Source organism: Pseudomonas sp. GW821-FHT09C10, assembly GCF_059418085.1.
In genome coordinates, this window is sequence record NZ_JBWKPE010000002.1 from 599,713 (window position 1) to 622,655 (window position 22,943).

The window sequence follows — 22,943 nt, forward strand, 5'->3', positions numbered from 1 at the left end:
CTTATGTTCTTGCGCCACGTTATCGTTTTCAGCTTCATCGCCCTGCTCGCCGGTTGCGCGGGCTTCGGTGCCCGCGAATCCGTTGAGGGCCAGGGCAACCCGGCGCAATGGAAGCAGCACAAGGATCAGCTCGGCAGCATCGACGGCTGGCAGATCGAAGGCAAAGTCGGGGTGCGCGCACCGAAAGATTCCGGCAGCGGCACCTTGTTCTGGCTGCAACGCCAGGATTACTACGACATTCGCTTGTCCGGCCCCCTGGGGCGCGGCGCCGCGCGCCTGACCGGCCGCCCGGGACAAGTCAGCCTAGAAGTCGCCAACCAGGGTCGCTACGAGGCCTCCTCGCCCGAAGCGCTGCTGGAAGAGCAGATTGGCTGGAAACTGCCTGTCTCGCACCTGGTGTGGTGGGTCCGCGGCTTGCCCGCGCCGGACAGCAAGAGCCGCCTGAGCCTCAACGGTGACAGTCGCCTGGCCACCCTGGAACAGGATGGCTGGCAGGTCGAGTACCTCAGCTACGTGGAACAGGGCGGTTATTGGCTGCCAGAGCGCATCAAGCTGCATGGCACCGACCTTGACGTCACGCTGGTGATCAAGGACTGGCAACCGCGCAAGCTGGGGCAATAACGTGGCCGTACAAAAACTGACCCTGCCCTCTCCTGCCAAACTCAATCTGATGCTGCACATCCTCGGTCGCCGTGAAGACGGCTATCACGAGTTGCAGACGCTGTTTCAATTTCTCGACTACGGCGATGAGCTCACCTTCGCCCTGCGCGACGATGGTGTGATCCAGTTGCACACTGAATTCGAAGGCGTGCCCCACGACAGCAACTTGATCGTGAGGGCCGCGAAAAAACTCCAGGAGCAGTCCGGCTGTTCCCAGGGCATCGATATATGGATCGATAAGATTTTGCCCATGGGTGGCGGAATCGGTGGTGGCAGCTCGAATGCCGCGACCACACTGCTGGGTCTGAACCATCTGTGGCAACTGGGCTGGGACCATGATCGCCTGGCGGTGCTGGGCCTCACGCTGGGCGCCGACGTCCCGGTTTTCGTGCGCGGGCACGCCGCTTTTGCTGAGGGTGTGGGGGAAAAACTCACCCCGGAATACCCAGAAGAGCCGTGGTATGTCGTGCTTGTCCCGCAAGTATCTGTAAGTACAGCAGAAATTTTTTCAGATCCGCTGTTGACACGTAACTCTCCTCCCATTAAAGTGCGCCCCGTTCCCAAGGGAAACAGTCGAAATGACTGCTTACCGGTTGTAGCAATGCGTTATCCAGAGGTACGTAACGCTTTGAATTTGTTAGGTAAATTTACCGAAGCAAAATTAACCGGAACTGGAAGTTGTGTGTTTGGGGGCTTCCCAAACAAAGCTGAAGCTGATAAAGTCTCGGCCCTTCTTACAGAGACCCTTACAGGGTTTGTAGCAAAGGGAAGCAACGTTTCGATGTTGCATCGCAAGCTGCAAAGTCTGCTCTAAAAGGAATCGAGTACTGGGTACTCGTTGCAACAGATACAGGGGCGTCGCCAAGCGGTAAGGCAGCAGGTTTTGATCCTGCCATGCGTTGGTTCGAATCCAGCCGCCCCTGCCATTTTCTAATACTCATCCAGGTTACCCTCAGCCTCTAGGTACTGCGCGTGTCCAAGATGATGGTCTTTACGGGGAACGCCAACCCCGATCTGGCTCGACGTGTCGTACGTCAGCTGCATATCCCTCTCGGTGACATCTCTGTCGGTAAATTCTCCGACGGCGAAATTACAGCCGAGATCAATGAAAACGTCCGCGGTAAAGACGTCTTCATTATCCAGCCGACCTGCGCTCCGACCAACGATAACCTGATGGAACTCGTCGTGATGGCTGATGCCTTCCGCCGCTCCTCAGCGACTCGAATCACAGCTGTAATCCCTTACTTTGGTTATGCCCGCCAGGATCGCCGTCCGCGTTCCGCACGTGTGGCTATCAGCGCGAAAGTCGTTGCTGACATGCTGACCGTGGTAGGTATCGACCGTGTGCTCACGGTTGACCTGCACGCTGACCAAATCCAGGGGTTCTTCGATATTCCGGTAGATAACATCTACGGCTCCCCCGTATTGGTGGATGACATCGAAGACCAGCGCTTTGAAAACCTGATGATCGTGTCCCCGGACATTGGTGGCGTCGTGCGTGCACGGGCTGTTGCCAAATCCCTGGGCGTGGACCTCGGGATCATCGACAAACGCCGTGAGAAAGCCAATCACTCTGAAGTGATGCATATCATCGGTGATGTCGAAGGGCGTACCTGTATTCTGGTTGATGACATGGTCGACACCGCCGGCACCCTGTGCCACGCGGCCAAAGCCTTGAAAGAGCACGGTGCAGCTAAAGTCTTCGCCTACTGCACACACCCTGTGCTGTCGGGCCGAGCGATCGAGAACATCGAGAACTCCGTGCTGGACGAACTGGTGGTGACTAACACCATCCCGTTGTCCGCCGCCGCTCAAGCCTGTGCGCGTATCCGTCAACTGGATATCGCACCGGTAGTTGCCGAAGCGGTTCGCCGCATCAGCAACGAAGAATCGATCAGCGCGATGTTCCGCTAAGGGTCAAACCTTCGGAACACCTCACTGACGAAAAGCGCCCCGCCCCAGCATACTGTTGGGGCGGGGCTTTTTTGCCCATATCGCCTTTAGCGCTGGTCGCAAACGCTGGGGCGAATGTGGTTATTTTGGAGATACAACATGAACGATTTTACTCTGAATGCTGAAGTGCGTTCCGACCTGGGGAAAGGTGCGAGCCGCCGCCTGCGTCGTCTCGCAAGCCTGGTTCCAGCTGTAGTTTACGGTGGCGACAAAGCCCCTGAATCCATCAGCATGCTGGCTAAAGAAGTTGCCAAACTGCTCGAAAACGATGCGGCCTACAGCCACGTTATCGAACTGAACGTTGGCGGCAAAAAGCAAAACGTCATCATCAAAGCCCTGCAACGTCACCCATCCAAGGGTCACGTTCTGCACGCTGACTTCGTACGCGTCGTAGCCGGCCAGAAACTGACCGCTATCGTGCCTGTGCACTTTGTTGGTGAAGAAGCTCCGGTCAAGAAAGGCGGCGAGATCTCTCACGTCCTGAACGAAATCGAAGTGACTTGCCTGCCGAAAGACCTGCCTGAGTTCATCGAAGTCGACCTGTCGGCTCTGGAAATCGGCGCAATCATCCACCTGTCCGACCTCAAGGCTCCTAAAGGCGTTGAGTTTGTCGCACTGGCTCACGGCGATGACAAAGCTGTTGCAAACGTACACGCTCCACGCGTTGCTCCAGAAGCTGAAGAAGGCGCTGCAGAGTAATTCACTCTGTATTGCCGGAGCTTGAGGAAACATCGCGGACCGAAACGTAGCGAGAAAGCGGGCGATAACGCGGCGTTTACTCTTGAGTAAATGATCTCTTGTCGTCCACTTTCGCCGCACGCAGGTGTAGCGATGTTATCCACAACTCCAAAGGAAGGGCCCCTGTCGTGACTGCCATTAAACTGATCGTTGGCCTGGGAAATCCAGGCGCCGAATACGAACAGACCCGGCATAACGCGGGGGCCCTTTTTGTTGAGCGTATCGCCCACGCCCAAGGTGTAAACCTGGTGGCCGATCGCAAATATTTTGGCCTGACCGGACGCTTCTCGCATCAGGGTCAGGATGTTCGTCTGTTGATTCCCACCACCTACATGAACCGCAGCGGCCAGGCTGTCGCGGCGCTTGCGGGTTTCTTCCGGATCAAACCCGAAGAAATCCTGGTGGCCCATGACGAACTGGACCTGCCACCCGGCGTTGCCAAGCTCAAGCAAGGCGGCGGGCATGGCGGGCACAATGGCCTGCGCGACATCATCGCGCAGCTGGGCAATCAGAATACTTTTTACCGCCTGCGGCTCGGCATTGGCCACCCAGGCGTCGCCAGTATGGTTTCAAATTTCGTCCTGGGTCGTGCGCCACGCGCCGAACAGGAAAAACTCGATGCCAGCATCGACTTTGCCCTCGGCGTGCTGCCGGATATCTTCGCCGGTGAATGGAACCGCGCGATGAAAAACCTGCACAGCCAGAAGGCCTGACTTTTTTCCGAGGGGAAACACCATGGGATTCAATTGCGGCATCGTCGGCCTGCCCAACGTCGGCAAATCCACCTTGTTCAACGCTTTGACCAAGTCCGGTATTGCGGCGGAGAACTTCCCCTTCTGCACCATCGAACCCAACAGCGGCATCGTGCCGATGCCCGATCCGCGCCTGGACGCACTGGCGGCCATCGTCAATCCCAAGCGCATCCTGCCGACCACCATGGAGTTCGTCGACATTGCAGGCCTGGTAGCCGGCGCGTCGAAAGGTGAAGGCCTGGGCAACAAGTTCCTGGCCAACATCCGTGAAACCGATGCCATCGCCCACGTGGTCCGCTGCTTTGAAGACGAGAACGTGATTCACGTCTCCAACAGCGTCGACCCGAAACGCGACATCGAGATCATCGACCTGGAACTGATCTTCGCCGACCTCGACAGCTGCGAGAAGCAACTGCAGAAAGTCGCGCGCAACGCCAAAGGCGGCGACAAGGACGCAGTGGTCCAGAAAGGCCTGCTGGAACAGTTGATCGCGCACTTCACCCTGGGCAAGCCGGCACGCAGCCTGATGAAGACCATGGGCGCTGACGAGAAGGCCGTGGTCAAGGGCTTCCACCTGCTGACCACCAAACCAGTGATGTACATCGCCAACGTCGCTGAAGACGGCTTCGAGAACAACCCTTTGCTCGACGTGGTCAAGGCCATCGCCGACGAAGAAGGCGCCATCGTGGTGCCGGTGTGCAACAAGATCGAAGCGGAAATCGCCGAGCTGGATGACGGCGAAGAGAAAGACATGTTCCTTGAGGCCCTGGGCCTGGAAGAGCCTGGCCTGAACCGTGTGATCCGCGCCGGCTACGAAATGCTCAACCTGCAGACCTACTTCACCGCCGGTGTCGAAGAAGTCCGCGCCTGGACCGTAAAAGTCGGCGCCACTGCGCCACAGGCTGCCGGTGTGATCCACACCGACTTTGAAAAAGGCTTTATCCGTGCGGAAGTGATCGCCTACAACGACTTTATCCAGTTCAAGGGTGAGGCCGGTGCCAAGGAAGCGGGTAAATGGCGCTTGGAAGGTAAGGAATACATTGTTAAAGATGGCGATGTGATGCACTTCCGCTTTAACGTGTAAACGTCACTTTTAATACCTGCCGCCAATAAAAAAGCCGATGCATTGCATCGGCTTTTTTGTGGACAAGCATTTAATTTTATATAGCGCTCACATCAGAATATTAAATACTTTCAGACTTATCCTATTTGACTTGCTCACTCCTCGCGCCTACTAGGAACACTTCGATTTCATCACTACAACAGAAAGATACTTTCCTACACCAATTGCCCGCCAACCCTCTTTAAGAATGAATAACAACCCCTATAATCTACGCAACTGGTCACCGCGCGCATAACGTCCTTTTAACAATGAGTAATAGCAAGAAGGGAACATCTTTCAATGTCGGCCACCTTCAACATGGAAAATGAAACGGCATTTTCACTCATCGAAGGACCGGATATTGAAAACACACTAAACAACACGGCTACCCTCAACATTGACATTTTGTTACTGGGGGAAACCGGCACAGGCAAAGATACGCTAGCACGACGGATTCATCGTCTATCGGGACGGCGAGGTAATTTTGTTCCGGTGAACTGTGCAGCCATCCCGGAAAGCCTCGCGGAAAGCCAATTGTTCGGCGTCAACAGCGGCGCCTATACCGGGGCGATGCAATCCAGGGCAGGTTTCGTCGAGGCAGCCCACCTGGGTACGCTCTACCTTGATGAGATCGACAGCATGCCATTGAACCTGCAGACCAAACTGCTACGCGTGCTGGAATCACGCGGTGTGGAGCGCCTGGGTTCGACCCGTTTCATCCCTGTGGACATGCGCGTCATTGCGTCTGCCCAGCACTCGCTGCACCAGATGGTCGAACACGGCACCTTCAGGTGTGACCTGTATTTTCGCCTGAACGTCGTGAATATTCAGCTCCCGGCACTGCGGGAGCGACGCGAGCGCATCATTCCGTTGTTCCTGGAAATGATCCGGCAAGAAGCAGACCACTTCAAATGCACCGCCCCGCCGCCTTCGGACGAGCTGCTGCAACAACTGCTACGCCACACCTGGCGCGGCAATGTGCGTGAACTACGGTCAACGGCCAAACGGTTCGTATTGGGCTTGCCACCGCTCTCCCTCACCGTGAGCAGCCAACAAGAAGCCCAGGCAAGCCTTAAGGAGCGCTTGCAACAAATTGAAAAGGCATTGATAGAAGAATCGCTGCACCGCCATCAGCACTGTGTAAATACAGTTGCGGTGGAGCTGGGAGTCGCCAAGCGCACGTTGTACTACCGGATGAAACAACTGGAGATATCGCAGGGGTAAAGCTGTCTGCTTTCAAAAAGCAATATTTTCCTGCAACCAGTAATGGTTATACATGCGCATCACGCATACGTTACGTCAATGGTTCAAGAAAAAATAACCGTCCCCTGAATGCCAAAACATCTAGAAACATTTAGCCCAACAATTAAATGGAACAACTTCCTCCCGGCATGCCACTTATCCAGTGCCGAGGTTAATTCGAAAGGAAACCTGAAACCCCCTCTCATCTCGACCATCGGCCAATCAATGACCCTTGAATATTAATATCTGGAGCATTTCATGAGCGCAATCGGAAATTATTTTGGAGCAACCCAAAATTACGGAGCTAACAACCCAATATCTCAGAATACAAACTCCAGCCTTAGTGCTGCTGAGGACAACTTTCAGAAGGGTGAAGCAATCAACGACTACACCACCAAGAAGCAACTCGAAGCCAAGCTGACATCTGGTATCAACCAGGCAGCCAAAAGCTTCCAATAAAGGCGACTTACCTCTCGGGCATATCAGCCCGAGAGGTACCCTCAATTCAAATTTTAGTTTTCACTAATACTCCTCATAAAAATCTCCTGCAGACGCTTATCCAACAGGTATTCTATGAAATTAGAAACATACGTAGATTCCACCGACGATACCGCTGTCAATACCGCCCATGCAACACGAGATGAGCCGACATGCAGCAGAGATTCCTGTTTTTTTACATCCCTTCTCGAACACGCGCCAGGGGTAAGCGCACCGACCGCTGCCCGCTATATGTCCCCTGTGTTGACAGATGCCTTAGCGCACTTAAGAAACTCAAAAAAACACATGGCGAATCTCCTGAAGTCAACCAGCAACGAATTAGACATAGAGAAATTCAGAAAATACCCAAGTCTTCTTTCCAATGTCCAACTGACGTCCCAACTGTTAGTAAAGTGCCTTGCCAAGACGACTCAAGGCATCGACAAAATATCAAACTTACAATGATGCTCAATGAATAACTTTTTGTCTGTCGCACTACTTTTGGCTATTGTACTTGTGTTGAACGGTTGCAGCGACCGTGTCGAACTTCATCGCCAACTCTCTGAGCAAGAAGCCAATGAGGTCATAGCAGAATTGGCAGATAAACACATTCGCGCACAAAAAAAACCGGCCAAAGATGGTGTTGTCGTGACGGTAAACACAAACGACATCGGACGCGCAGTACGAACATTGGAAGCCGTTGGCCTGCCTCGAGTGGCCAGAACGACGATGGGCGATACATTTCGCAAAGAGGGAGTTATCTCAACGCCATTGGAAGAGCGGGCACGCTACATCTATGCCCTGTCACAAGAGCTTGAAGCTACGCTTTCTAACATTGACGGTGTCATTGTTGCCCGAGTACACGTGGTGCTGCCGGAACGCATCGCGCCAGGTGAGCCGGTCCAGCCCGCATCCGCTTCAGTGTTTATAAAACATGACTCACGCATGGACCCAGATAACATCAACGCACGCGTTCGCAGGATGGTAGCAAGCAGTATTCCAGGCATGACCATAGCGATGGATAACCCGCGAAAACTTACCGTTATATTTGTGCCCGCCACCACTTATAAGGAGCAGCAACGCTTGGTGTATTTCGGCCCTTTCCTGATACCCGGCGAGGATCTCGTTTTTTGGCAAAACAGCCTAGTTGTTTTTATGCTCGGGGCCATGGCGACAGCGGTCGCAGCAGTATTCATTTACCGTCGACGTCATCGTTTTGTACAAGAGTCGCCTGTAGTCAGCCAATCAAGCGGACAGGCTCATGACGCTTAGGGTTGACCACTCAATGAATGAGCAGTTGGCCTGGGCTCAATGGTGGGCATTCCCTTGGAAGTACGCCCATGAAGACTGGCGGAGCGGCCCACACACTGCAATTGACGAACTTTGCCAGGGCAGACTGATGATGCCGGGTGACTTCTTGGGTGTGGCGGCCTGTTTACCTCCTCCACCCCACTCAACCGCACTGCGACTGGCCCTTGCTTCAAATGAAGAACTCAACCTGGCGCTGACACTGGTTCACGACACCTTCAATCCTGAAACCACGTCCGCTTTGAGCGACAGCCATCACCTGTGGTGCGTACGTCTTTCCAAGGCTCTGCCCCCGGCCATGCTGGCGCCCGATGCGGATCCTTTACACCTGCTCCATAGCTGGCTTGCCCCCCCGATCTGGCAGCGCCTCAGGTTGCGCTTCTCCCGTGAACGGACGCATGGGATTGAAAAAAGACATCTGCGTCTTGAGAACGCAAACAACCGACTAGATACGCTCTGGCAGGCCGTGGTCTGGCGTGCCACGTCATTATCAGGTGAGCCGATCCGCCCGACTCAAACGGACCAGGAGATCAGTAATGTTATGCCGACGCACCATTGAGCTGTTCAAGGATGCGCCCAGGTTGTCATGCAGCCTGATTCCACGGGAAGAACTTGCAAACTGGAAGCAGGCTGACCATCTATTGAAAAACGCCAGTGCGCAAGCCGAACAACTGCTGAGCCTGACAAAAAAAAAATGCGAAGCGTTGCATGAGGAGACTTCGCTGGAAATATGGCAACGCGCTAATGCTCAACTCAAACGGTGGGAGCGCGACCGTCAAGCCATGTGCGACAAACTCGAACAATATGCCAACTCGGTTACCAATGAGGCTATTCGCCACCTGCTTGATGAGACGGTAGCCTCCAGTAGGCTGACGGCTCTTTTAAAGCAACTTCTAGCGATTCAAGTCCCGGAGGTCAGCGCAACCCTGCTCTGCAACTCGCATGACTTCGAACAGATAAAAAAATACCTTGCCTCTTATACAACCACCGCCTGGAAACTTCATGCTGATGAGACGATTGCATCTCAAACACTGATATTAAAAACTGACGAGGGAGACTTTCGTATCAGTTGGAGCTCAATGCTTGGTACTTTTTTCAAACAAGGCGAAGCGTTTCGAATCGATGTCTAATATCTGCAGACGTAAAATTGTAACCGCGTAGCGGCAAAACTCATCGTCCAACGAATACATTAACAATGAAATTAAAGGAAACCCATGCACTCCTCAAAATCGATTTCAGAGCAAGCCCTCAAATATGCAAAGTCCTCCTATAAAGACTTTGACTCATTCCCTATCGATGGGACGAAGAGTGTAGAGGATGCAGAACGATTCTATAAGCTAGCCGAGCTAATGACAGTTTCCAACTCGCTTTACATTGATAACCTTCGCGTTGAGCATCAGTGTTTAAAACACTGCTTTGAAAGCTTTCAGTAAAATGAAAGACTTGGTCTTTACTTGGTTGGACAGTCATGCAGAATCCCTCGAATTATTTGAGGGCGAGGACGAAATTACTTTAAGACGTCAAGGAGACTTCATTCTATTGGGGGCTCAACTGACCGCTAGCCGTTCAGACAACACGACCTTGCAAAATTGGCTGCGCCTAGGCGCAGCCAGCTTGGCTTTTTTTCAGGGCGTATTGAGTCAAAAAGCAGACAGTGGTGCGCTCTGGTTGATCCAAACCTTGCGAAGCGGGCAGGGAAAACAACACGTGCTCGATTGTCTCGAAAGCCTGCTCAACCAACGAGACACATGGCGTGCCACGTTTGCCCGCGCTGCTCGCCCCGCGCAAAACCTTAAATCCACCTCGCTACGTTCACTCTCGTACTAACCAGAGAACTCTCCATGAATAACAAGACCCACAAGCGCCGCAGCTTGGGCCAAGATTCGTCAGTTGTGTCGTCCCGACGAACATCTCGGTACAGCCTCGTCTTGCTTTCCTGCCTGCTGAGCCCAGTGGAAAATAGCTTCGCCGCCATCCCTCCCGAATGGAAAAATACCGCCTACGCCTATGAAGCCGAGCACAAACCGTTGCGTGATGTACTCGAAGACTTCGCCCAGACCTTCGGCACACAACTTCAAGTCGAGGGCCTGTTGGAAGGCAACGTCAATGGCAAGATCCGCGCCAATACCCCGCAATCGATGCTCGACCGTCTCGGTGTAGAGCACCGTTTCCAGTGGTACCTGTACAACAACACCCTCTATGTCAGTACTTTGGACCAGCAGGAATCAGCGCGCCTGGAAGTCTCTTCCGAAACCATTGCAGACCTTAAGCAAGCGCTGACCGATATCGGCCTGCTCGACAGCCGTTTCGGCTGGGGTGAGTTGCCCGAAGATGGCGTAGTGCTCGTCTCCGGTCCTCGACGCTACATCGAGCAGATCAAGCAGTTCAGCAGTCAACGCCGCTCACCGGATGAGAAACAGAGTGTGCTGAGTTACCCGCTGAAGTTCGCAAATGCAGCGGACCGCCTAGTGGATTATCGCGGCGAGAAGCTCGCCATCCCCGGGGTGGCCAGTATTTTGCGCGGCTTGTTGGAACCGCGCTCCCCCTCAACGCTTGCGGGGCTGAGTCAGCGTCCCACCTCACAACCCGCTCCGCTCACTCCCAACATTCCCCGGCTAGGCAACCCGTTGCTGGGCCAGATGCTCGGTGCTAACGCCAACCCGGCATCACTGGACATCGGCCCCGCGCTCACCCCACGCGCTCCGGTCTCCAATAGTCGGATTCGCGTCGAAGCCGATGTGCGCAACAACGCGGTGCTGATTTATGACTTGCCGGAACGCCAGGCCATGTATCGCGAGCTGATCACTCAACTCGATGTGGCGCGCAAGCTGGTGGAAATCGACGCGATCATTCTCGACATCGAACGCACGCAGTTGCGTGAGTTCGGGGTGAACTGGGGTTTCCAGAACAGCCGCTTCCGCGGTGGTGCCAACGTGTCACCGGGCACCTCGTCGCAACTATCGATTGAAAATCGCGATCGCTTCTACGCCGATATACGCGCATTGGAAGCCAAGGGGTTGGCAACCATGGTCTCCAACCCTTCGGTGCTCACCCTGGAAAACCAACCGGCGGTTATCGACTTCAACCGCACGCAATACCTGACACCCGGTAGGGAGAACGCAACCATTTTGCCGGTCACCGTGGGCACCAGTTTCCAGGTAGTGCCACGCGTTATCACCAGCCGTGGCGGCCATCAGATCCACTTGGTGGTGGATATTGAAGACGGCAATTTCGACGAGACCAACCCCAATCCGAACAACCTTGATGTGCGCCGAGGCAAGGTCAGCACCCAGGCCGTGATGGCGGAAAAACGTTCGCTGGTGGTCGGCGGCTTCCATGTAACCGAACGCACCGACAAGCAAAGCAAAGTGCCATTGCTGGGTGATATTCCCCTGGTGGGCAAGGCGCTGTTTTCCTCCACCGAACGACAGAACAATCGGCGTGAACGCCTGTTCATTCTCACCCCACGCGTCATCGGTGACCAAGCCGATCCGTCGCGCTACCTGCCCCAGGACGACCAAGTCGAATTGCAGGCAGCCCTCGCCCCGTTGGCGCGACGCTATAGCCCTCACCAACCGGTGATCAAGCGCAGCGATATCATCAGCACCCTGGCGCATTTGGTCAGCGGTGAAGTGCCCAAGGCGTTCAAGGCGGCACCGATGCCACTGGGGCTGAATACCCTGTGCAACACCCGCGACTTGCTGGCGCTGAACACCGAGCGCAGCCAGTGGTATGCAGGCCCTGAGTACAACGTAGCGGTGGTGGTGTTGCGCAACCAGTTCAAACGCAATGTGCGTATCGACGAAAAGGAGTGCAGTAACTCCCAGACCCTGGCCGTCAGCGTATGGCCGCGCGCCTGGCTCAAGCCGGGTGAAGAAGCCGAGGTATTTATCGCCATGCGCCCAGTGGTGAAGGATGAACACCTCAGCGTACCCCGCCCCTCCTTGATCACTCCAGCTCAAAAGGCTACGCCATGAAACACCGCTTATTTTGCGTCACCCTGATCGGCACCGCGCTGCTCGTCGCCGGCTGCACCCCCACCTGCAAGGGCGACTCGTGCTCGCGCCCGCAATCGACCAAGGACAAAATGGTGATCTGGTGGCCACCGCAGATGCGTGCCGAGCCTGGCCCCGCCGGGGAGCGAAAAGATTACCAAACGGTATCGCTGGAACGATGAGCGTGAAGGAAATGCCCGACGCACAACGCCAGGTATTTCTGGACAGTCTGGTGAGCGGCGCTGCCGCTCACCTGCCGCTCGCTCCCGGCATCAAGGTATGTGCGCTGCAAGGCGGCAATCAGCCGGGGGTGGCCTTGCATATCGCCCGTGAAGCGCAGCAAACCGGGCAACTGCAATGGGTGCTGGAGCGACGCTTTGAATACGCGTCGTTATACGATGGCTTTTTCATCTACCTCGATGCCCAGTACGCCCTGGTGATCTGGCACGCGCTGCCGGCAGCGCGTAACACGCTGGACAAGATTCTCAGCCGGATGTTATCGCTGGCCAACCTCGGTGCCCTGGACGCATCTTCCAGTCGCTGATCAACGCCGCTCAAGCTCCGGCAACTCCAGGGTTTCGCGCTTGGCTTCGTCATCCAGCTCGCGCAAGGTGCGGTAGATCAGCGCAACGGCCTGCAAGGTTTCGCGAGGAATGCTTGCGCCGAGCTGTTTCGTATAAAGCGTGCGGGCCAGCCACACACACTGGATCACCGGCACCTCGGCGGCCTTGGCTCGTACGATCAACGTGCGGGCCTCGGCGTCGGTGCCTTTGCTGATCAGTAACGGCAGCGGCGTCTTACCGGGCCGGTAGTACAAGGCGACCGCAAAGTGCGTCGGGTTGACCACCAACATATCGGCCTCCTCCAGTTTGGGCAGCTTGACCTTCGGCTCCTCCTGGGCCAGTTGGTACGCCAACGAGCGGCGCTGGCCTTTCACATGGGGGTCGCCTTCCATGTCCTTGTACTCCTTGATGACCTCGACCTGGGTCATGCGCATGCGTTTGGCGAAGAAGTACTTCTGCAAGGCCAGGTCAATCAGGGCCAGCACCAGCAGCAACCCAAGGCAGGCGTGCAGCAGATGGCGGAACAGGGCGATCAGCGCCAGCAGGTAACTTTGCAGATCGCTGTTTGCCAAATTGATCAATACCCCCAGCGAAGGCCAGACCACCAGGTACACAATCAGGCCGATAAGGAACGCCTTGGCGATGCTCATCAACAGATTCATCACCGACTGGGCAGAGAACATCTGCTTGAGCTGACTGACCGGGTTGAGGCGATTGAAATCGAGCTTCAGCGCTTCCGGGGCGAACAGCAACCCGAATTGCATCCAACTGCTGATCAGCTTCGTCGTGATCGCCACTCCGACCATCAACAGGGCAAACGAAGCAAACATGACCAGCCCTTCAACCAGCACCTCTTCCAACGCGCGTACAAACGGCTGGCTCAAGCGCGACATCGGCAACACCATCAATTGCTGGAAGCGCTGAAGGCTGGTCTCGGCGGTTAACAGGGCGATCTCACTGATAGCCGTGAGTACCAGTAACTTGGGGACGTCCTGACTCTGGGCGACCTGGCCTTTCTTGCGCTGGTCGCGCAGCTTCTTGGCAGACGCCGGGTGTTTTTTTTCCCCCGAATCACTCATGGCAATGAGGCCTTGAAGAGAAGCCCCAGCGAGTGTTTCAGGTCACCCAACTGGAGCATGCGCCCGACGATCAGGTCCTGCAGCAGGGCAAAGTACAACAGCACAATACCAATACCTGCCAGGCTCTTGACCGGCGGCGCCAGCGTACTCACCTGCAATTGCTGGCTGTAGACCCCCAGCAGCGCAATACCGAACTCCAGCAACAACAGCACCGCAATGAAAGGCGCGGCATACAGCATCATGTGCGTGAAGGTATCGCCCAGCAGGCCGACGAATGCACTCATGCCATTAGGCGCAGGCAGCGGAAACCACACGGTGGGGGGCCAGATCAGGTAGCTGTCCCAGATCACCTGGGTCAACGCGCCCAACCCCAGGCTGACCATCAGCAGAAAAATCGCCAGCTGCTTGAACAAGTGCCCGATGGGCGTGGCATCCGGCCCCAGTGAAGGATTGAGCTGACCACCGGCCAACGCACCGCGCTGGTTATCAAGCAGCGCCCCCACCGCCTCGAACATCCAGAACGGCATCGCCAGCAACACTCCCAGCAACAACCCCAGCGCCACCTCCTTGAGTACCAACGCACCGAGCATGAGCGCGGAGTAGTCCTGGCCCTCCAGCGCCGCATGGATACCCGGCGCGGGCAGCAATGCCATGACCATCACAATGGTGTGCCGAAGCATGCCGCGTATGTGTTGAAAACAAAACGCCGCCACCAGGATGGCACAGGGGTAGATACGCGCCATGCCGATCAAGAGGCTGGGCAGGAATTCGAGATAGAGCAGCACAGGCGAGACCTCAGTTCAGGGCCGAGCGGCCGATCATCTCGAAGGTGAGGTTGATCAGTTGGATCAACTCCACGCCAATCCAGCGCCCTGTCATGATCAGCGTGATACCCACCGCCACCAGCTTGATGCCAAAGGGCAGCGTCTGGTCCTGTATCTGCATCAGTGCCTGCACCAGGGATGTCAGCACACCCACCACCACCGCCACGATCAACGGTGGCGCCGACAACACCACCACCAGCAACATGCCCTGTTTGAACAGCACGATCGGTTCCATAAGCCACTCAGAGATAGGAGAGGAACAGGCTGTCGAGCAGCCGCGACCAGCCGGACACCAGCACGAACAACAGCAGTTTGAGCGGCAGGGAAATGGTCATCGGCGAGACCATCTGCATGCCCAGCGCCAGCAGCAGGTTGGAGACAATCAGGTCGATCACGATGAAGGGAATGTAGATCAGGAAGCCGATCTCGAACCCTGCCTGCAACTGCGACAGCACGAAGGCCGGAATCAGCAGGATCAGATCCTCGCGCTGCACCTCCTGCGCCATCTGTGCGGGCCACAGCCGCGCGGTATTTTCCAGCAGATGTGTCAGCACATCCGGGTCCACGTTTCGCAGCATGAAGGCACGCAACGGCTTGATGGCCTCTCCACCCGTCTGCAGTACCGTTTGCACATTGCTCATGTCCAGGGGCGAAGCCTTGACGCTCTCGGCGATCTCGTAACCCACCGGCGCCATGATGAACAACGTCGCTGCCAACGCTATGCCATTGATTGCCATGCTGGGCGGCACCTGCTGCACGCCGATGGCATTTCGGGTAATCATCAGCACAATCACGATTTTCAAAAACGATGTGCAGATGACCAACAGCAGGGGCATCAACGTCAGTGCCCCAAGAAAAAGCGCGAGAACGAGGGGGTCGAGCCCTTGGAGTATCATCGGCCGAACAGCACACGAGATAACTGCAACCCCAGGCGCCCGTCGACTTCGACCAACTGTCCCTGGCCTATGGGGCGGTCACCATAATAAAGGCCCGCCATACCGGGGGCGTAACCGGCGATACCCAGCACCGAGCCGGGTACGAGATTACGCAGTTCACCCAGCGTAAGGTTCAGCGTTCCGCAGCGCACATTCAGCGCCATGCTCAACTCATCGAACGGCTCATGGCCAAATACATCCTCCACGGGCTCCCCTTCCTCGTATTCCGAATAATGGGGCGCTGCAAAATCTTCGTCCATGGACGTGTCCTCGATAGAAGTAAGGGTCAGGCACAAAGCGCCAGTGGCATCGTCAATGCAGCCATGCAGCCGCTGTTTGCCAACCTGTATGTAGCCGCTGCCCTCGGCTTGAAAAAAGGTCTGTTCAAGCACCAGCACATCACCGGTACGCAGGCTACGAGCCTGTGCAATCGGTAACTGCAAACGCCCAAGGGTCACGGCAATAGCCAATTGGAACCGCGTCGGCATCGGCCCGGCAGTGGTGCGCCACGGCCCGGCGTCGCACAACGCCAGGAAAGTTTCAGGGGCCAGCCACAGATAGCCCACAACCCGCGACGCCCCCAGGGTTACGCTGAGCCGGCAACCAAACCCCTTGGGCCGGTCGGTCTCCAGCAATCGGATATCCCCCAATAACGCACTCACCTGCGGGCTCAGGTGATGCTGGAACAAAGCCCAGAACCAGGACTCCGGATCGTTGCCGGACGGGGCCAATGTCACCGGGCATTCGCCCAGCAGGCTGAGCAACGGCCCCGCTTCCGCGAGCGCCAGGACACCACACACGGTTTCGAAGCAGAACGCCTCGGCACCTGCTGGTGCCCGTCCAGGTTCCAGCCGCAGCTCGCCGTCCTCGCCGGCGACCTGAAACGCCAGGCGCAAGCCGCGCCCCAGTCGACGGCGTGCGGCAACCGTGTCGCTCTTGATCAAGGGAAAGGTCAAGTGCGGCACTTTCATGCGCAACCGGTACTAGGCACAAGCAGGTTGACCGGCAACCCCAGCACTGCCGAGAACCGGTCCTCACACTGTTGCCGCACACCGTTGAGCCAACGCGCCGTGGCGTCATGTTCCGCTTCCAGTTCAATGCTCCAGGCACTCTGTTCACGGCGAACGCTGGCATTGATCCGCCCCAGCCGAGGCAAGTACAACACCGCCTGCAGCGGCCACTGGGAACCAGCCTGTATGCGAGGAGCTAATTGCTCGGTAAGGGCCTCGACCATGGAGGCACCGGTCGACGCCTTGATTCCCGATAAGGAAGCTCCCGATCCAGTGCCTTCATCGTTATCGGCAAACAGTTGAGCGAACAGTCGCCCTTGTTCCCAAGACACTACGCCCGTAGCGCCCGGCTCCCGCTCCTCGCGCACCTCACGCGGACGTGGGCGCTCAACGGGTTTGTTTGAAACCTGGGTCATGTCGGCTCCTGGGCCAGAAGAAGGGATAACTCCTGAAGCTTCTCCACCTGCCGCAGACACTCGGTGACGTGTTTCTGAGCACTCCCGACGCGGCTTTCCTTTTCGTCTTGCTGGCCTTGTAATTGCGCCAGCTGGCCTTGGTCCCGCCGGGTACTGGCAGATAACGTTCGTTCCTGTGCGCCCCAGGATTTCAAGGCCTTCAGGCTCAGCACCTGCCCCTGATGCTGACTGAGCAATTCAGCACTTTGCCGAGCCTCCTCCTGCCGAGTCTGCTCAAGCGCATCCTTAGCCTGCTGGATATCCACGAGCAGGGCCTGCTGGGCGCGCTTGGCCTCACGCAGGGCACGCTCGGCGCGGTCAGCCCTGTGCCTGCGCAGGCGCCGCAACGTCTCGACCTCGCCGAGAAGCACATCAGAATGGGACATGGGCGGTCAGCTCCTTAAGTTGCTCCAGCGTCGTCAACATCGGCGTAGGCTCACGCAGGTCCTGACGCAGGAACCCGTCGACCGCCTGACGGCTGTCCACCGCCAGATCGGTCAGGGCATCGCTGCCGGGTTGATACTCCCCCAGCTTGAGCATCAGCTCGATCTGTTGGTACGCCGACAACAACCGTCGCAATGCCGTACCCGCCTGGATGTCCTCCGGCTCCGCGACGTTGCTCAAGATCCGTGAAAGACTTGCCAACACATCCACCGCCGGGTAGTGCCCACGCTCGGCAAGCTTGCGGGACAGCACGATATGCCCATCGAGCAGCGAGCGAACCTCATCGGCCACCGGATCGTTCATGGAGTCCTGCTCAATCAGCACCGTATAGATGGCGGTGATCACTCCGTCACGCGTCAACCCGGCACGCTCCACCAGCCGTGGCAGTAGGCTATATACCGAAGGAGGCAAACCTCCGCGCCCCAGGGGTTCGCCGGCAGCCAGGCCGATCTCACGCTGGGCCCGGGCGAAACGGGTCAAGGAGTCAATCAGCAGCAATACCCGCTGCCCCTTGCGCCGAAACCCTTCGGCCAATGCCGTGGCCGTGAACGCAGCTCGGGCGCGCTCCATGCTGGAGCGATCGGAGGTGGCGCACACCAGGACCGCCTTGGCGCGCAACTGGTCATCGAGCTCATGGTCGAGAAACTCACGCAGCTCCCGCCCCCGCTCGCCGATCAGCCCGAATACGATGACATCGCACTCGACGTTACGCGCGATCTCGGCCAGCAAGGTGGTCTTGCCACAACCGGCCCCGGCGAACAGGCCTACTCGCTGCCCCTCGCCAATCGTCATCAGGCCATCGATCGAACGCACGCCGGTGGCCAGTGCACGGTTAATCCTCGGCCGCTCGGTGGGCAGCGGCGCTTCACACAACACCGCACTGGTATCCGGTAAGTCAGCCTCGACAAACGCGCTCACGCCCTGCCCCGTAATCGGCCGGCCGAAACCATCCAGCACCTGTCCCAACAGGGCCTCGCTGACCTGGACCCGATGCGATACCCCGAGGCGCTCCACTCCGGCACCTACCCGCACGCCTTCCAAATTACCCAAGGCACTGAGCACCGCATCCTGCTGATCGAAGCCGATGATCTCGGCGAGCATGTAGTCGCCCGGACTTTTTTCCACCTGGCACAAGTCGCCGATACGCGCCTGGGGTAGCCGGCACTGCAGCAGCATGCCGTTGACGCGCTGGATTCGGCCACGCATCGTCACCGGCGCAAAGTTGCTCAATGACTGGGACTGGCGCTGCTGCCAGGCTTCAAGACGCGCTTGCAGATCCGCACTCACCAGCGCACCTCGTAACGCTGCGCGCCGTCGAAGACCACCTTGCTGTTGTCGATCAGCACCAATCGCAGCCCTTCCACTTCGTCGCCCACAAACAGTCGGCCGCCCTCCTCCAGGACCACGTGACCGTTCGGCCCGCCGACGATCTGCACAATCCTAAATGGCAGGGTGCCGTCGCGCGCACGCACACGGCTGATAACCGGTACCGAGCTGTCGAATTGCTCACCAAAACGGCTGAGCATGCGCGCTACCAGCTCCACATCGTCCTGGGAGACATCTCCGCTGAGCGCCACCTGGCCATTGATCACTTGCAAGGTGACCCGCTGACTCAACTCACGCTCGCTGAGCATCTTCAACAGCTGCTGGCGGACTTCAAAAGGCGAAGCCAGCTCCTGTTTCTGAACCACGGGCGGCATCAGCGAAGCCTGCGCCTCACGCTCCCCTGTGGAGACCGTGCCCACGGCCACGAGGATTGCCGTCACCACCAACACCAGGCTGATCAGGCGCTTTTGCTGCGACTGCGAGATTGACGATAACTTCATCGCTTGCGCAGGCTCATGGGCCGGCGGCGGCGCTACCGTCACAGGGGCTGCGGGTTGGGGCCAAGGCTCCTCGGCCAAGGTGACGCACAGACGCACCCCTCCTACTGAAAACGGCACATTCAGTTCCAGCTTGGCGATCTGCGCCAGTACCTGGCCTTCGGGGTCTCGCAACAGCCCCGCTTCGGCCTGCACCAACCAGTTGGAGTCAATAAGCCGCAGGCGCGCATGCTGCTCGACGACGCCCAGGTCGTTCAACATCAGGTCGGCGTCCGCGTGAGCGCCAATGCTCCACTGCTCCCCAAACAACGGCAACGCAGCGCCCTGGCGCAGCCCGTCAAGCACCCTTAACTCAAACATCAGCGAGACCTCCACGCTGGTCATGGCCGAATACTCATGCCACTGCACCACGCATCAGCTCGTCCTGGCCAAGGTCAATACGCCCCAGCACTTTGACCTTGGAGGTGCTCCCCAACTCGGCAAACGACAGCACCGGAACATGGTTGAACTCTTCCACCAGCAAGGTACGCAAGGGACTACGCAGGTCCTGCGCCACCAACAGCACACTCTTGCTCTTGGCCCTTAAGGTAAAGGCCTGGTTAAGCAGGGTGATCAACGCGGCGCTGTGGTCGTCGTCAAGCGCGAAAAACACCCCGGTCTGGGTCTGACGCAATGCCTCACGCAGGATGTTTTCAGAGTGCGGTGACAGCAGCCAGGCATGGAGGCCGTCGGCCTCGCTGTATTGATGGAAAATCTGCGCCTTGAGCGCAATACGCGCGTAGTCGGCCAATGCTTCCGGCTCACGCTCATGCTGGCCATACTCGATCAGCGATTCGACAATCAACCGCACGGCGCGCAGCGGCACGCCTTCACCGGCCAGGCGTTGCAATACTGACGAAAACCGCGACAGCGGCATGATTCGTTGCAGTTCCTGCACCAGTTCCGGCTGGTTGTGCTCCAGCCAGCTGAGGATCGATTTGCTCTCCTGGATCCCCAGGAACTGCGGTCCGCTGAGCATCATGGCCTGCTTCATGCGTTCGATGATCAGACTGGTCGCGGTAAAGCGTTCCAATTGCGGGTCATCGAGCAATGGATCATCCGGTGCCAGCCAGACCCAGTCCTGTTCATCACGCTCAGCCAGCCCGGGTATTCCGTGCTCAGGCTCGACCGTCAAGGCGTTACGCTCAACGGCCAGATAGTTGACAACCGAGGCCTTGACCATCGGCACTTCATGCACACAAAAACGCATTTCGTCAGCGGCCAGCGAGTCATCGAGTTCGACTTCGAAGGGCGGCAGGGTCAGACCGATATTGGCAACCAGTGCATTTCGGGCCTGACGAATTCCATGAATAAGCTCCGTCACCTCAGGCGTCCCACGCAAAACCGGGGGGAACAGCAACAGGTAAGGGCGCGACGGATCAAACCCGCGCAAGTCCTCTTTTCCGTTTTCTTCGGGACGCACGGCTTCGGCGACTGCGGCCGCGGGCTCTGCCTGTCGCTGACGCTGGCGCATCAGGTAATACCCCAGGCTGCCGGTTATCAGCGAAATAAGGATAAATACCCCGGTCGGCATACCGGGCACTATGGCAAACGCGAGCATGCCCACCGAAGCGATGACCCAGCTCTTGGGCTCGCTGGTCATTTGCCGGGCAATTTCGGCACCCATGTTACTGATGCCCTTACGCCCCTCCGGCGCCACGCGGGTGATGATCATGCCGGCGGTCAGAGAGATCAGCAGCGCCGGAATCTGTGCAATCAGACCGTCGCCGATAGTCAGCACCGAATACAACGTCATTGATTCAGCAGCGCTCAAGCCGTGCTGGAACATGCCCGTAGAGAAGCCGCCCAACAGGTTGACCACGACGATGATCAACCCCGCGATAGCGTCGCCCTTGACGAACTTCATGGCCCCATCCATCGCGCCGAACAACTGGCTCTCACGGGACAACTGCTCGCGCTTGTCCCGCGCTTGTGTGCCGTCAATCAGGCCGGCACGCAAGTCACTGTCGATGGACATCTGCTTGCCCGGCATCGCGTCCAGGCTGAACCGCGCCGCGACCTCGGCGACCCGTTCCGAACCCTTGGTGATCACCAGGAAGTTAACCAGGGTCAGGATCAGGAAAATCACCATCCCCACTGCCAGGTTGCCTCCCACCACAAAATTACCGAAGGCCTCGACGATGTCACCCGCATCCTGCTCCAGCAGGATCAGACGCGTGGTTGCAATCGACAGGGCCAGTCGAAACATGGTGGTCAACAACAGGATCGATGGAAACGACGAAAACGCCAGGGGGCCCGGCAGGTAGAGCGCAAGCACGATCAACAGGCACGAAATGCAGATATTGAGGGCGATCAAAATGTCCACCAGCCAGGTGGGCAGCGGCACAATAAAGATGAATACGATGGCCATGACCACCACGGCGCCCAACACTTCGGCGCGTTGTGCCACTTTGAGCAATACACGGTTGATGGCCGACAGAGCGGTCACGTCATGGTCCTCGGCTCACCGGCATGTCGTGTAGGCCCGCGCATATGCCGGTCCAGTTCGTCCACCACCATCACAAGCCGAGCCAAGGTATCCCGTCGTACTTGATTGTCAGACCACAAGGCCAAGGGCAATTGCTTGAACAATGGGTAAATCGCCTGGAGGGCTAGCAGTTGCTGGAGGGATGAGACCCCTCCCAGATCATTCGCCAGTCGCAGGGCCTCAGCAGCCTCAATGCCACCGCCGGCGTAAGCCAGCAGACGCTGCAACAAGCCTACCGCGTCATGTTCGATGCCCAAGCGCCCGATCAACTCATTGCACCCAGCCAACACGGAGCTCAACCGCCCGCAGTCTCGCAGGCCCTGCAGCAAAGTGTGCAACAGAGGCTTGGGCGTTGACGACACCTTGGTCGCAAGGTCATCCGCCAACGCCTTACTCATCACCTGCAGCCCGACGTGGAACTGCTCACCACCGTATACACCCAGCAAAGCCTGCATCATCGTCGACAGGGACTGGCGCGTGACCACATTGGCGTAGTAGAGCAAACGCAGTGCCTGGCGCTCCTGCGGGTCGACCCCGGCCGACTGCAACGCCAAGGCAATGTTCAGGCCTGCCTGGATCTCCCCTTTGAAACGGGCTTCAAGCTGGGCAATGGCATCGCGCGCCAACGTAGCGTCGGACTGACGGACCTCGCTGCCAGCCTTGGCAGCCACATGCTTGAGCACCACAAACGCACGCGCCGGGTCCCCGTCCGCAAGCTTCAGCAATTTTTCGACAGTAGGTCTGCCCTGCAATTGCTGCCTGAAGAGTAGCGAAAGGAACGCCAGCGTCTTCTTGGCCGGATGGCCCAACTGATCATAAAGTTGCGCAAGCTGCTCGACGGGGGGCACGCGCAACGTCATCTTCCGGCCGCTCAGCGCTCGGCTGTTGAGCTCCACCTCCTGGCCGAACAGATGTGCAAGCTCATCGATTCCCTTCGCGGGTGCGGGAACTGAGGCATGACTGATAGCCGCCTGATCCAGGGGGCGGATTGTTTGCACATCGTTGTTGGATTCGACTTTCATGGACACGCCAGTACAGGAAGAGTGTTTCCCTGTG

Annotated in this window: 26 protein-coding genes and 1 tRNA gene; 16 read left to right on the forward strand and 11 right to left on the reverse strand. The window is 57.5% G+C overall.

Annotated features, from left to right (window positions below):
- The first annotated feature begins 3 nt into the window (after nt 1-3).
- The 16 genes from lolB (at nt 4) to AC07OT_RS06635 (ending at nt 12,771) form a co-directional block, all read left to right on the forward strand.
- A complete protein-coding gene (lolB, locus tag AC07OT_RS06560; RefSeq protein WP_065938448.1) occupies nt 4-621 on the forward strand; it encodes a lipoprotein insertase outer membrane protein LolB in 618 nt (205 codons plus the stop codon).
- A 49-nt stretch (nt 622-670) separates the two neighbouring features.
- Nucleotides 671-1,474, forward strand: coding sequence for a 4-(cytidine 5'-diphospho)-2-C-methyl-D-erythritol kinase (gene ispE, locus AC07OT_RS06565; protein ID WP_495107767.1), 804 nt, complete (start codon nt 671-673; stop codon nt 1,472-1,474).
- 37 nt (nt 1,475-1,511) lie between these two features.
- A tRNA-Gln gene (locus tag AC07OT_RS06570) sits at nt 1,512-1,586 on the forward strand.
- 46 nt (nt 1,587-1,632) lie between these two features.
- A complete protein-coding gene (locus tag AC07OT_RS06575) occupies nt 1,633-2,574 on the forward strand; it encodes a ribose-phosphate pyrophosphokinase (protein WP_003171603.1) in 942 nt (313 codons plus the stop codon).
- A 138-nt stretch (nt 2,575-2,712) separates the two neighbouring features.
- Complete coding sequence (locus AC07OT_RS06580; protein WP_027606889.1) at nt 2,713-3,312, forward strand: 50S ribosomal protein L25/general stress protein Ctc; 600 nt, start codon at nt 2,713-2,715, stop codon at nt 3,310-3,312.
- Between the two features lie 167 nt (nt 3,313-3,479).
- Nucleotides 3,480-4,064 (forward strand): aminoacyl-tRNA hydrolase, encoded by a 585-nt coding sequence (gene pth / locus AC07OT_RS06585; protein ID WP_003208389.1) that lies wholly within the window; start codon nt 3,480-3,482, stop codon nt 4,062-4,064.
- 22 nt (nt 4,065-4,086) lie between these two features.
- Nucleotides 4,087-5,187, forward strand: coding sequence for a redox-regulated ATPase YchF (gene ychF, locus AC07OT_RS06590; protein ID WP_027606890.1), 1,101 nt, complete (start codon nt 4,087-4,089; stop codon nt 5,185-5,187).
- Nucleotides 5,188-5,505: 318 nt separating this feature from the next.
- A complete protein-coding gene (locus AC07OT_RS06595) occupies nt 5,506-6,429 on the forward strand; it encodes a sigma 54-interacting transcriptional regulator (protein ID WP_495107722.1) in 924 nt (307 codons plus the stop codon).
- A 276-nt stretch (nt 6,430-6,705) separates the two neighbouring features.
- Nucleotides 6,706-6,906 carry a hypothetical protein gene (locus AC07OT_RS06600; RefSeq protein ID WP_115486573.1) on the forward strand — a complete coding sequence of 67 codons (201 nt, stop codon included), beginning with the start codon at nt 6,706-6,708 and terminating at the stop codon, nt 6,904-6,906.
- A 489-nt stretch (nt 6,907-7,395) separates the two neighbouring features.
- Nucleotides 7,396-8,196 (forward strand): type III secretion system inner membrane ring lipoprotein SctJ, encoded by an 801-nt coding sequence (sctJ, locus tag AC07OT_RS06605; protein WP_115486571.1) that lies wholly within the window; start codon nt 7,396-7,398, stop codon nt 8,194-8,196.
- A gap of 13 nt (nt 8,197-8,209) precedes the next feature.
- A complete protein-coding gene (locus AC07OT_RS06610) occupies nt 8,210-8,791 on the forward strand; it encodes a type III secretion protein (RefSeq protein WP_495107723.1) in 582 nt (193 codons plus the stop codon).
- Entirely contained in the window at nt 8,769-9,362 is a 594-nt protein-coding gene (gene sctL, locus AC07OT_RS06615; RefSeq protein WP_115486570.1) for a type III secretion system stator protein SctL, read from the forward strand. Before AC07OT_RS06610 ends, sctL begins: the two co-directional genes overlap by 23 nt.
- A gap of 304 nt (nt 9,363-9,666) precedes the next feature.
- The gene (locus AC07OT_RS06620) at nt 9,667-10,059 is read left to right on the forward strand and encodes a type III secretion protein (protein ID WP_115486568.1); all 393 of its coding nucleotides are present in this window, start codon (nt 9,667-9,669) and stop codon (nt 10,057-10,059) included.
- Nucleotides 10,060-10,073: 14 nt separating this feature from the next.
- Nucleotides 10,074-12,209: a type III secretion system outer membrane ring subunit SctC gene (gene sctC, locus AC07OT_RS06625; RefSeq protein ID WP_495107724.1), complete on the forward strand. Its 2,136-nt coding sequence runs from the start codon at nt 10,074-10,076 to the stop codon at nt 12,207-12,209.
- Nucleotides 12,206-12,409, forward strand: a complete 204-nt coding sequence (gene hrpT, locus AC07OT_RS06630; RefSeq protein WP_495107725.1) for an HrpT family type III secretion system protein — start codon at nt 12,206-12,208, stop codon at nt 12,407-12,409. Before sctC ends, hrpT begins: the two co-directional genes overlap by 4 nt.
- An 11-nt stretch (nt 12,410-12,420) precedes the next feature.
- Nucleotides 12,421-12,771 carry a transcriptional regulator gene (locus AC07OT_RS06635; protein WP_495107768.1) on the forward strand — a complete coding sequence of 117 codons (351 nt, stop codon included), beginning with the start codon at nt 12,421-12,423 and terminating at the stop codon, nt 12,769-12,771.
- On the opposite strand, the gene sctU is transcribed toward AC07OT_RS06635, so the two are convergent.
- The 11 genes from sctU to sctW are packed head-to-tail and all read right to left on the reverse strand — an operon-like array spanning nt 12,772 to nt 22,909.
- Nucleotides 12,772-13,869 (reverse strand): type III secretion system export apparatus subunit SctU, encoded by a 1,098-nt coding sequence (sctU, locus tag AC07OT_RS06640; protein ID WP_495107726.1) that lies wholly within the window; start codon nt 13,867-13,869, stop codon nt 12,772-12,774.
- Nucleotides 13,866-14,654, reverse strand: a complete 789-nt coding sequence (gene sctT / locus AC07OT_RS06645; protein WP_495107727.1) for a type III secretion system export apparatus subunit SctT — start codon at nt 14,652-14,654, stop codon at nt 13,866-13,868. The genes sctU and sctT overlap by 4 nt, the downstream gene beginning before the upstream one ends.
- Nucleotides 14,655-14,664: 10 nt before the next feature.
- On the reverse strand, nt 14,665-14,928 hold the full coding sequence (gene sctS / locus AC07OT_RS06650) for a type III secretion system export apparatus subunit SctS (RefSeq protein ID WP_065938437.1): 264 nt from the start codon (nt 14,926-14,928) through the stop codon (nt 14,665-14,667).
- 7 nt (nt 14,929-14,935) lie between these two features.
- Nucleotides 14,936-15,589 (reverse strand): type III secretion system export apparatus subunit SctR, encoded by a 654-nt coding sequence (gene sctR / locus AC07OT_RS06655; RefSeq protein ID WP_115486563.1) that lies wholly within the window; start codon nt 15,587-15,589, stop codon nt 14,936-14,938.
- Nucleotides 15,586-16,599, reverse strand: coding sequence for a FliM/FliN family flagellar motor switch protein (locus AC07OT_RS06660; protein ID WP_495107728.1), 1,014 nt, complete (start codon nt 16,597-16,599; stop codon nt 15,586-15,588). The genes sctR and AC07OT_RS06660 overlap by 4 nt, the downstream gene beginning before the upstream one ends.
- Nucleotides 16,596-17,054, reverse strand: a complete 459-nt coding sequence (locus AC07OT_RS06665) for a type III secretion system HrpP C-terminal domain-containing protein (protein WP_141156690.1) — start codon at nt 17,052-17,054, stop codon at nt 16,596-16,598. The genes AC07OT_RS06660 and AC07OT_RS06665 overlap by 4 nt, the downstream gene beginning before the upstream one ends.
- Nucleotides 17,051-17,479, reverse strand: coding sequence for a type III secretion system stalk subunit SctO (gene sctO / locus AC07OT_RS06670; RefSeq protein WP_495107729.1), 429 nt, complete (start codon nt 17,477-17,479; stop codon nt 17,051-17,053). Before sctO ends, AC07OT_RS06665 begins: the two co-directional genes overlap by 4 nt.
- Nucleotides 17,466-18,824: a FliI/YscN family ATPase gene (locus AC07OT_RS06675; protein WP_115486559.1), complete on the reverse strand. Its 1,359-nt coding sequence runs from the start codon at nt 18,822-18,824 to the stop codon at nt 17,466-17,468. The genes sctO and AC07OT_RS06675 overlap by 14 nt, the downstream gene beginning before the upstream one ends.
- Nucleotides 18,821-19,720, reverse strand: coding sequence for an FHA domain-containing protein (locus tag AC07OT_RS06680; RefSeq protein WP_495107769.1), 900 nt, complete (start codon nt 19,718-19,720; stop codon nt 18,821-18,823). The genes AC07OT_RS06675 and AC07OT_RS06680 overlap by 4 nt, the downstream gene beginning before the upstream one ends.
- A gap of 34 nt (nt 19,721-19,754) precedes the next feature.
- A complete protein-coding gene (gene sctV / locus AC07OT_RS06685) occupies nt 19,755-21,848 on the reverse strand; it encodes a type III secretion system export apparatus subunit SctV (RefSeq protein ID WP_495107730.1) in 2,094 nt (697 codons plus the stop codon).
- Nucleotides 21,845-22,909, reverse strand: a complete 1,065-nt coding sequence (sctW, locus tag AC07OT_RS06690; RefSeq protein ID WP_495107731.1) for a type III secretion system gatekeeper subunit SctW — start codon at nt 22,907-22,909, stop codon at nt 21,845-21,847. The genes sctV and sctW overlap by 4 nt, the downstream gene beginning before the upstream one ends.
- Nucleotides 22,910-22,943 lie beyond the last annotated feature (34 nt).

Bases quoted from the DNA above. Each gene is read 5' to 3' on its own strand.
- lolB (WP_065938448.1), top strand. From the start codon at position 4: ATGTTCTTGCGCCACGTTATCGTTTTCAGCTTCATCGCCCTGCTCGCC.
- ispE (WP_495107767.1), top strand. From the start codon at position 671: ATGCTGCACATCCTCGGTCGCCGTGAAGACGGCTATCACGAGTTGCAG.
- AC07OT_RS06580 (WP_027606889.1), top strand. From the start codon at position 2,713: ATGAACGATTTTACTCTGAATGCTGAAGTGCGTTCCGACCTGGGGAAA.
- ychF (WP_027606890.1), top strand. From the start codon at position 4,087: ATGGGATTCAATTGCGGCATCGTCGGCCTGCCCAACGTCGGCAAATCC.
- AC07OT_RS06595 (WP_495107722.1), top strand. From the start codon at position 5,506: ATGTCGGCCACCTTCAACATGGAAAATGAAACGGCATTTTCACTCATC.
- AC07OT_RS06600 (WP_115486573.1), top strand. From the start codon at position 6,706: ATGAGCGCAATCGGAAATTATTTTGGAGCAACCCAAAATTACGGAGCT.
- sctJ (WP_115486571.1), top strand. From the start codon at position 7,396: ATGAATAACTTTTTGTCTGTCGCACTACTTTTGGCTATTGTACTTGTG.
- AC07OT_RS06610 (WP_495107723.1), top strand. From the start codon at position 8,210: ATGAATGAGCAGTTGGCCTGGGCTCAATGGTGGGCATTCCCTTGGAAG.
- sctL (WP_115486570.1), top strand. From the start codon at position 8,769: ATGTTATGCCGACGCACCATTGAGCTGTTCAAGGATGCGCCCAGGTTG.
- AC07OT_RS06620 (WP_115486568.1), top strand. From the start codon at position 9,667: ATGAAAGACTTGGTCTTTACTTGGTTGGACAGTCATGCAGAATCCCTC.
- sctC (WP_495107724.1), top strand. From the start codon at position 10,074: ATGAATAACAAGACCCACAAGCGCCGCAGCTTGGGCCAAGATTCGTCA.
- hrpT (WP_495107725.1), top strand. From the start codon at position 12,206: ATGAAACACCGCTTATTTTGCGTCACCCTGATCGGCACCGCGCTGCTC.
- AC07OT_RS06635 (WP_495107768.1), top strand. From the start codon at position 12,421: ATGCCCGACGCACAACGCCAGGTATTTCTGGACAGTCTGGTGAGCGGC.
- sctU (WP_495107726.1), bottom strand. From the start codon at position 13,869: ATGAGTGATTCGGGGGAAAAAAAACACCCGGCGTCTGCCAAGAAGCTG.
- sctS (WP_065938437.1), bottom strand. From the start codon at position 14,928: ATGGAACCGATCGTGCTGTTCAAACAGGGCATGTTGCTGGTGGTGGTG.
- sctR (WP_115486563.1), bottom strand. From the start codon at position 15,589: ATGATACTCCAAGGGCTCGACCCCCTCGTTCTCGCGCTTTTTCTTGGG.
- AC07OT_RS06660 (WP_495107728.1), bottom strand. From the start codon at position 16,599: ATGAAAGTGCCGCACTTGACCTTTCCCTTGATCAAGAGCGACACGGTT.
- AC07OT_RS06665 (WP_141156690.1), bottom strand. From the start codon at position 17,054: ATGACCCAGGTTTCAAACAAACCCGTTGAGCGCCCACGTCCGCGTGAG.
- sctO (WP_495107729.1), bottom strand. From the start codon at position 17,479: ATGTCCCATTCTGATGTGCTTCTCGGCGAGGTCGAGACGTTGCGGCGC.
- AC07OT_RS06680 (WP_495107769.1), bottom strand. From the start codon at position 19,720: ATGTTTGAGTTAAGGGTGCTTGACGGGCTGCGCCAGGGCGCTGCGTTG.
- sctW (WP_495107731.1), bottom strand. From the start codon at position 22,909: ATGAAAGTCGAATCCAACAACGATGTGCAAACAATCCGCCCCCTGGAT.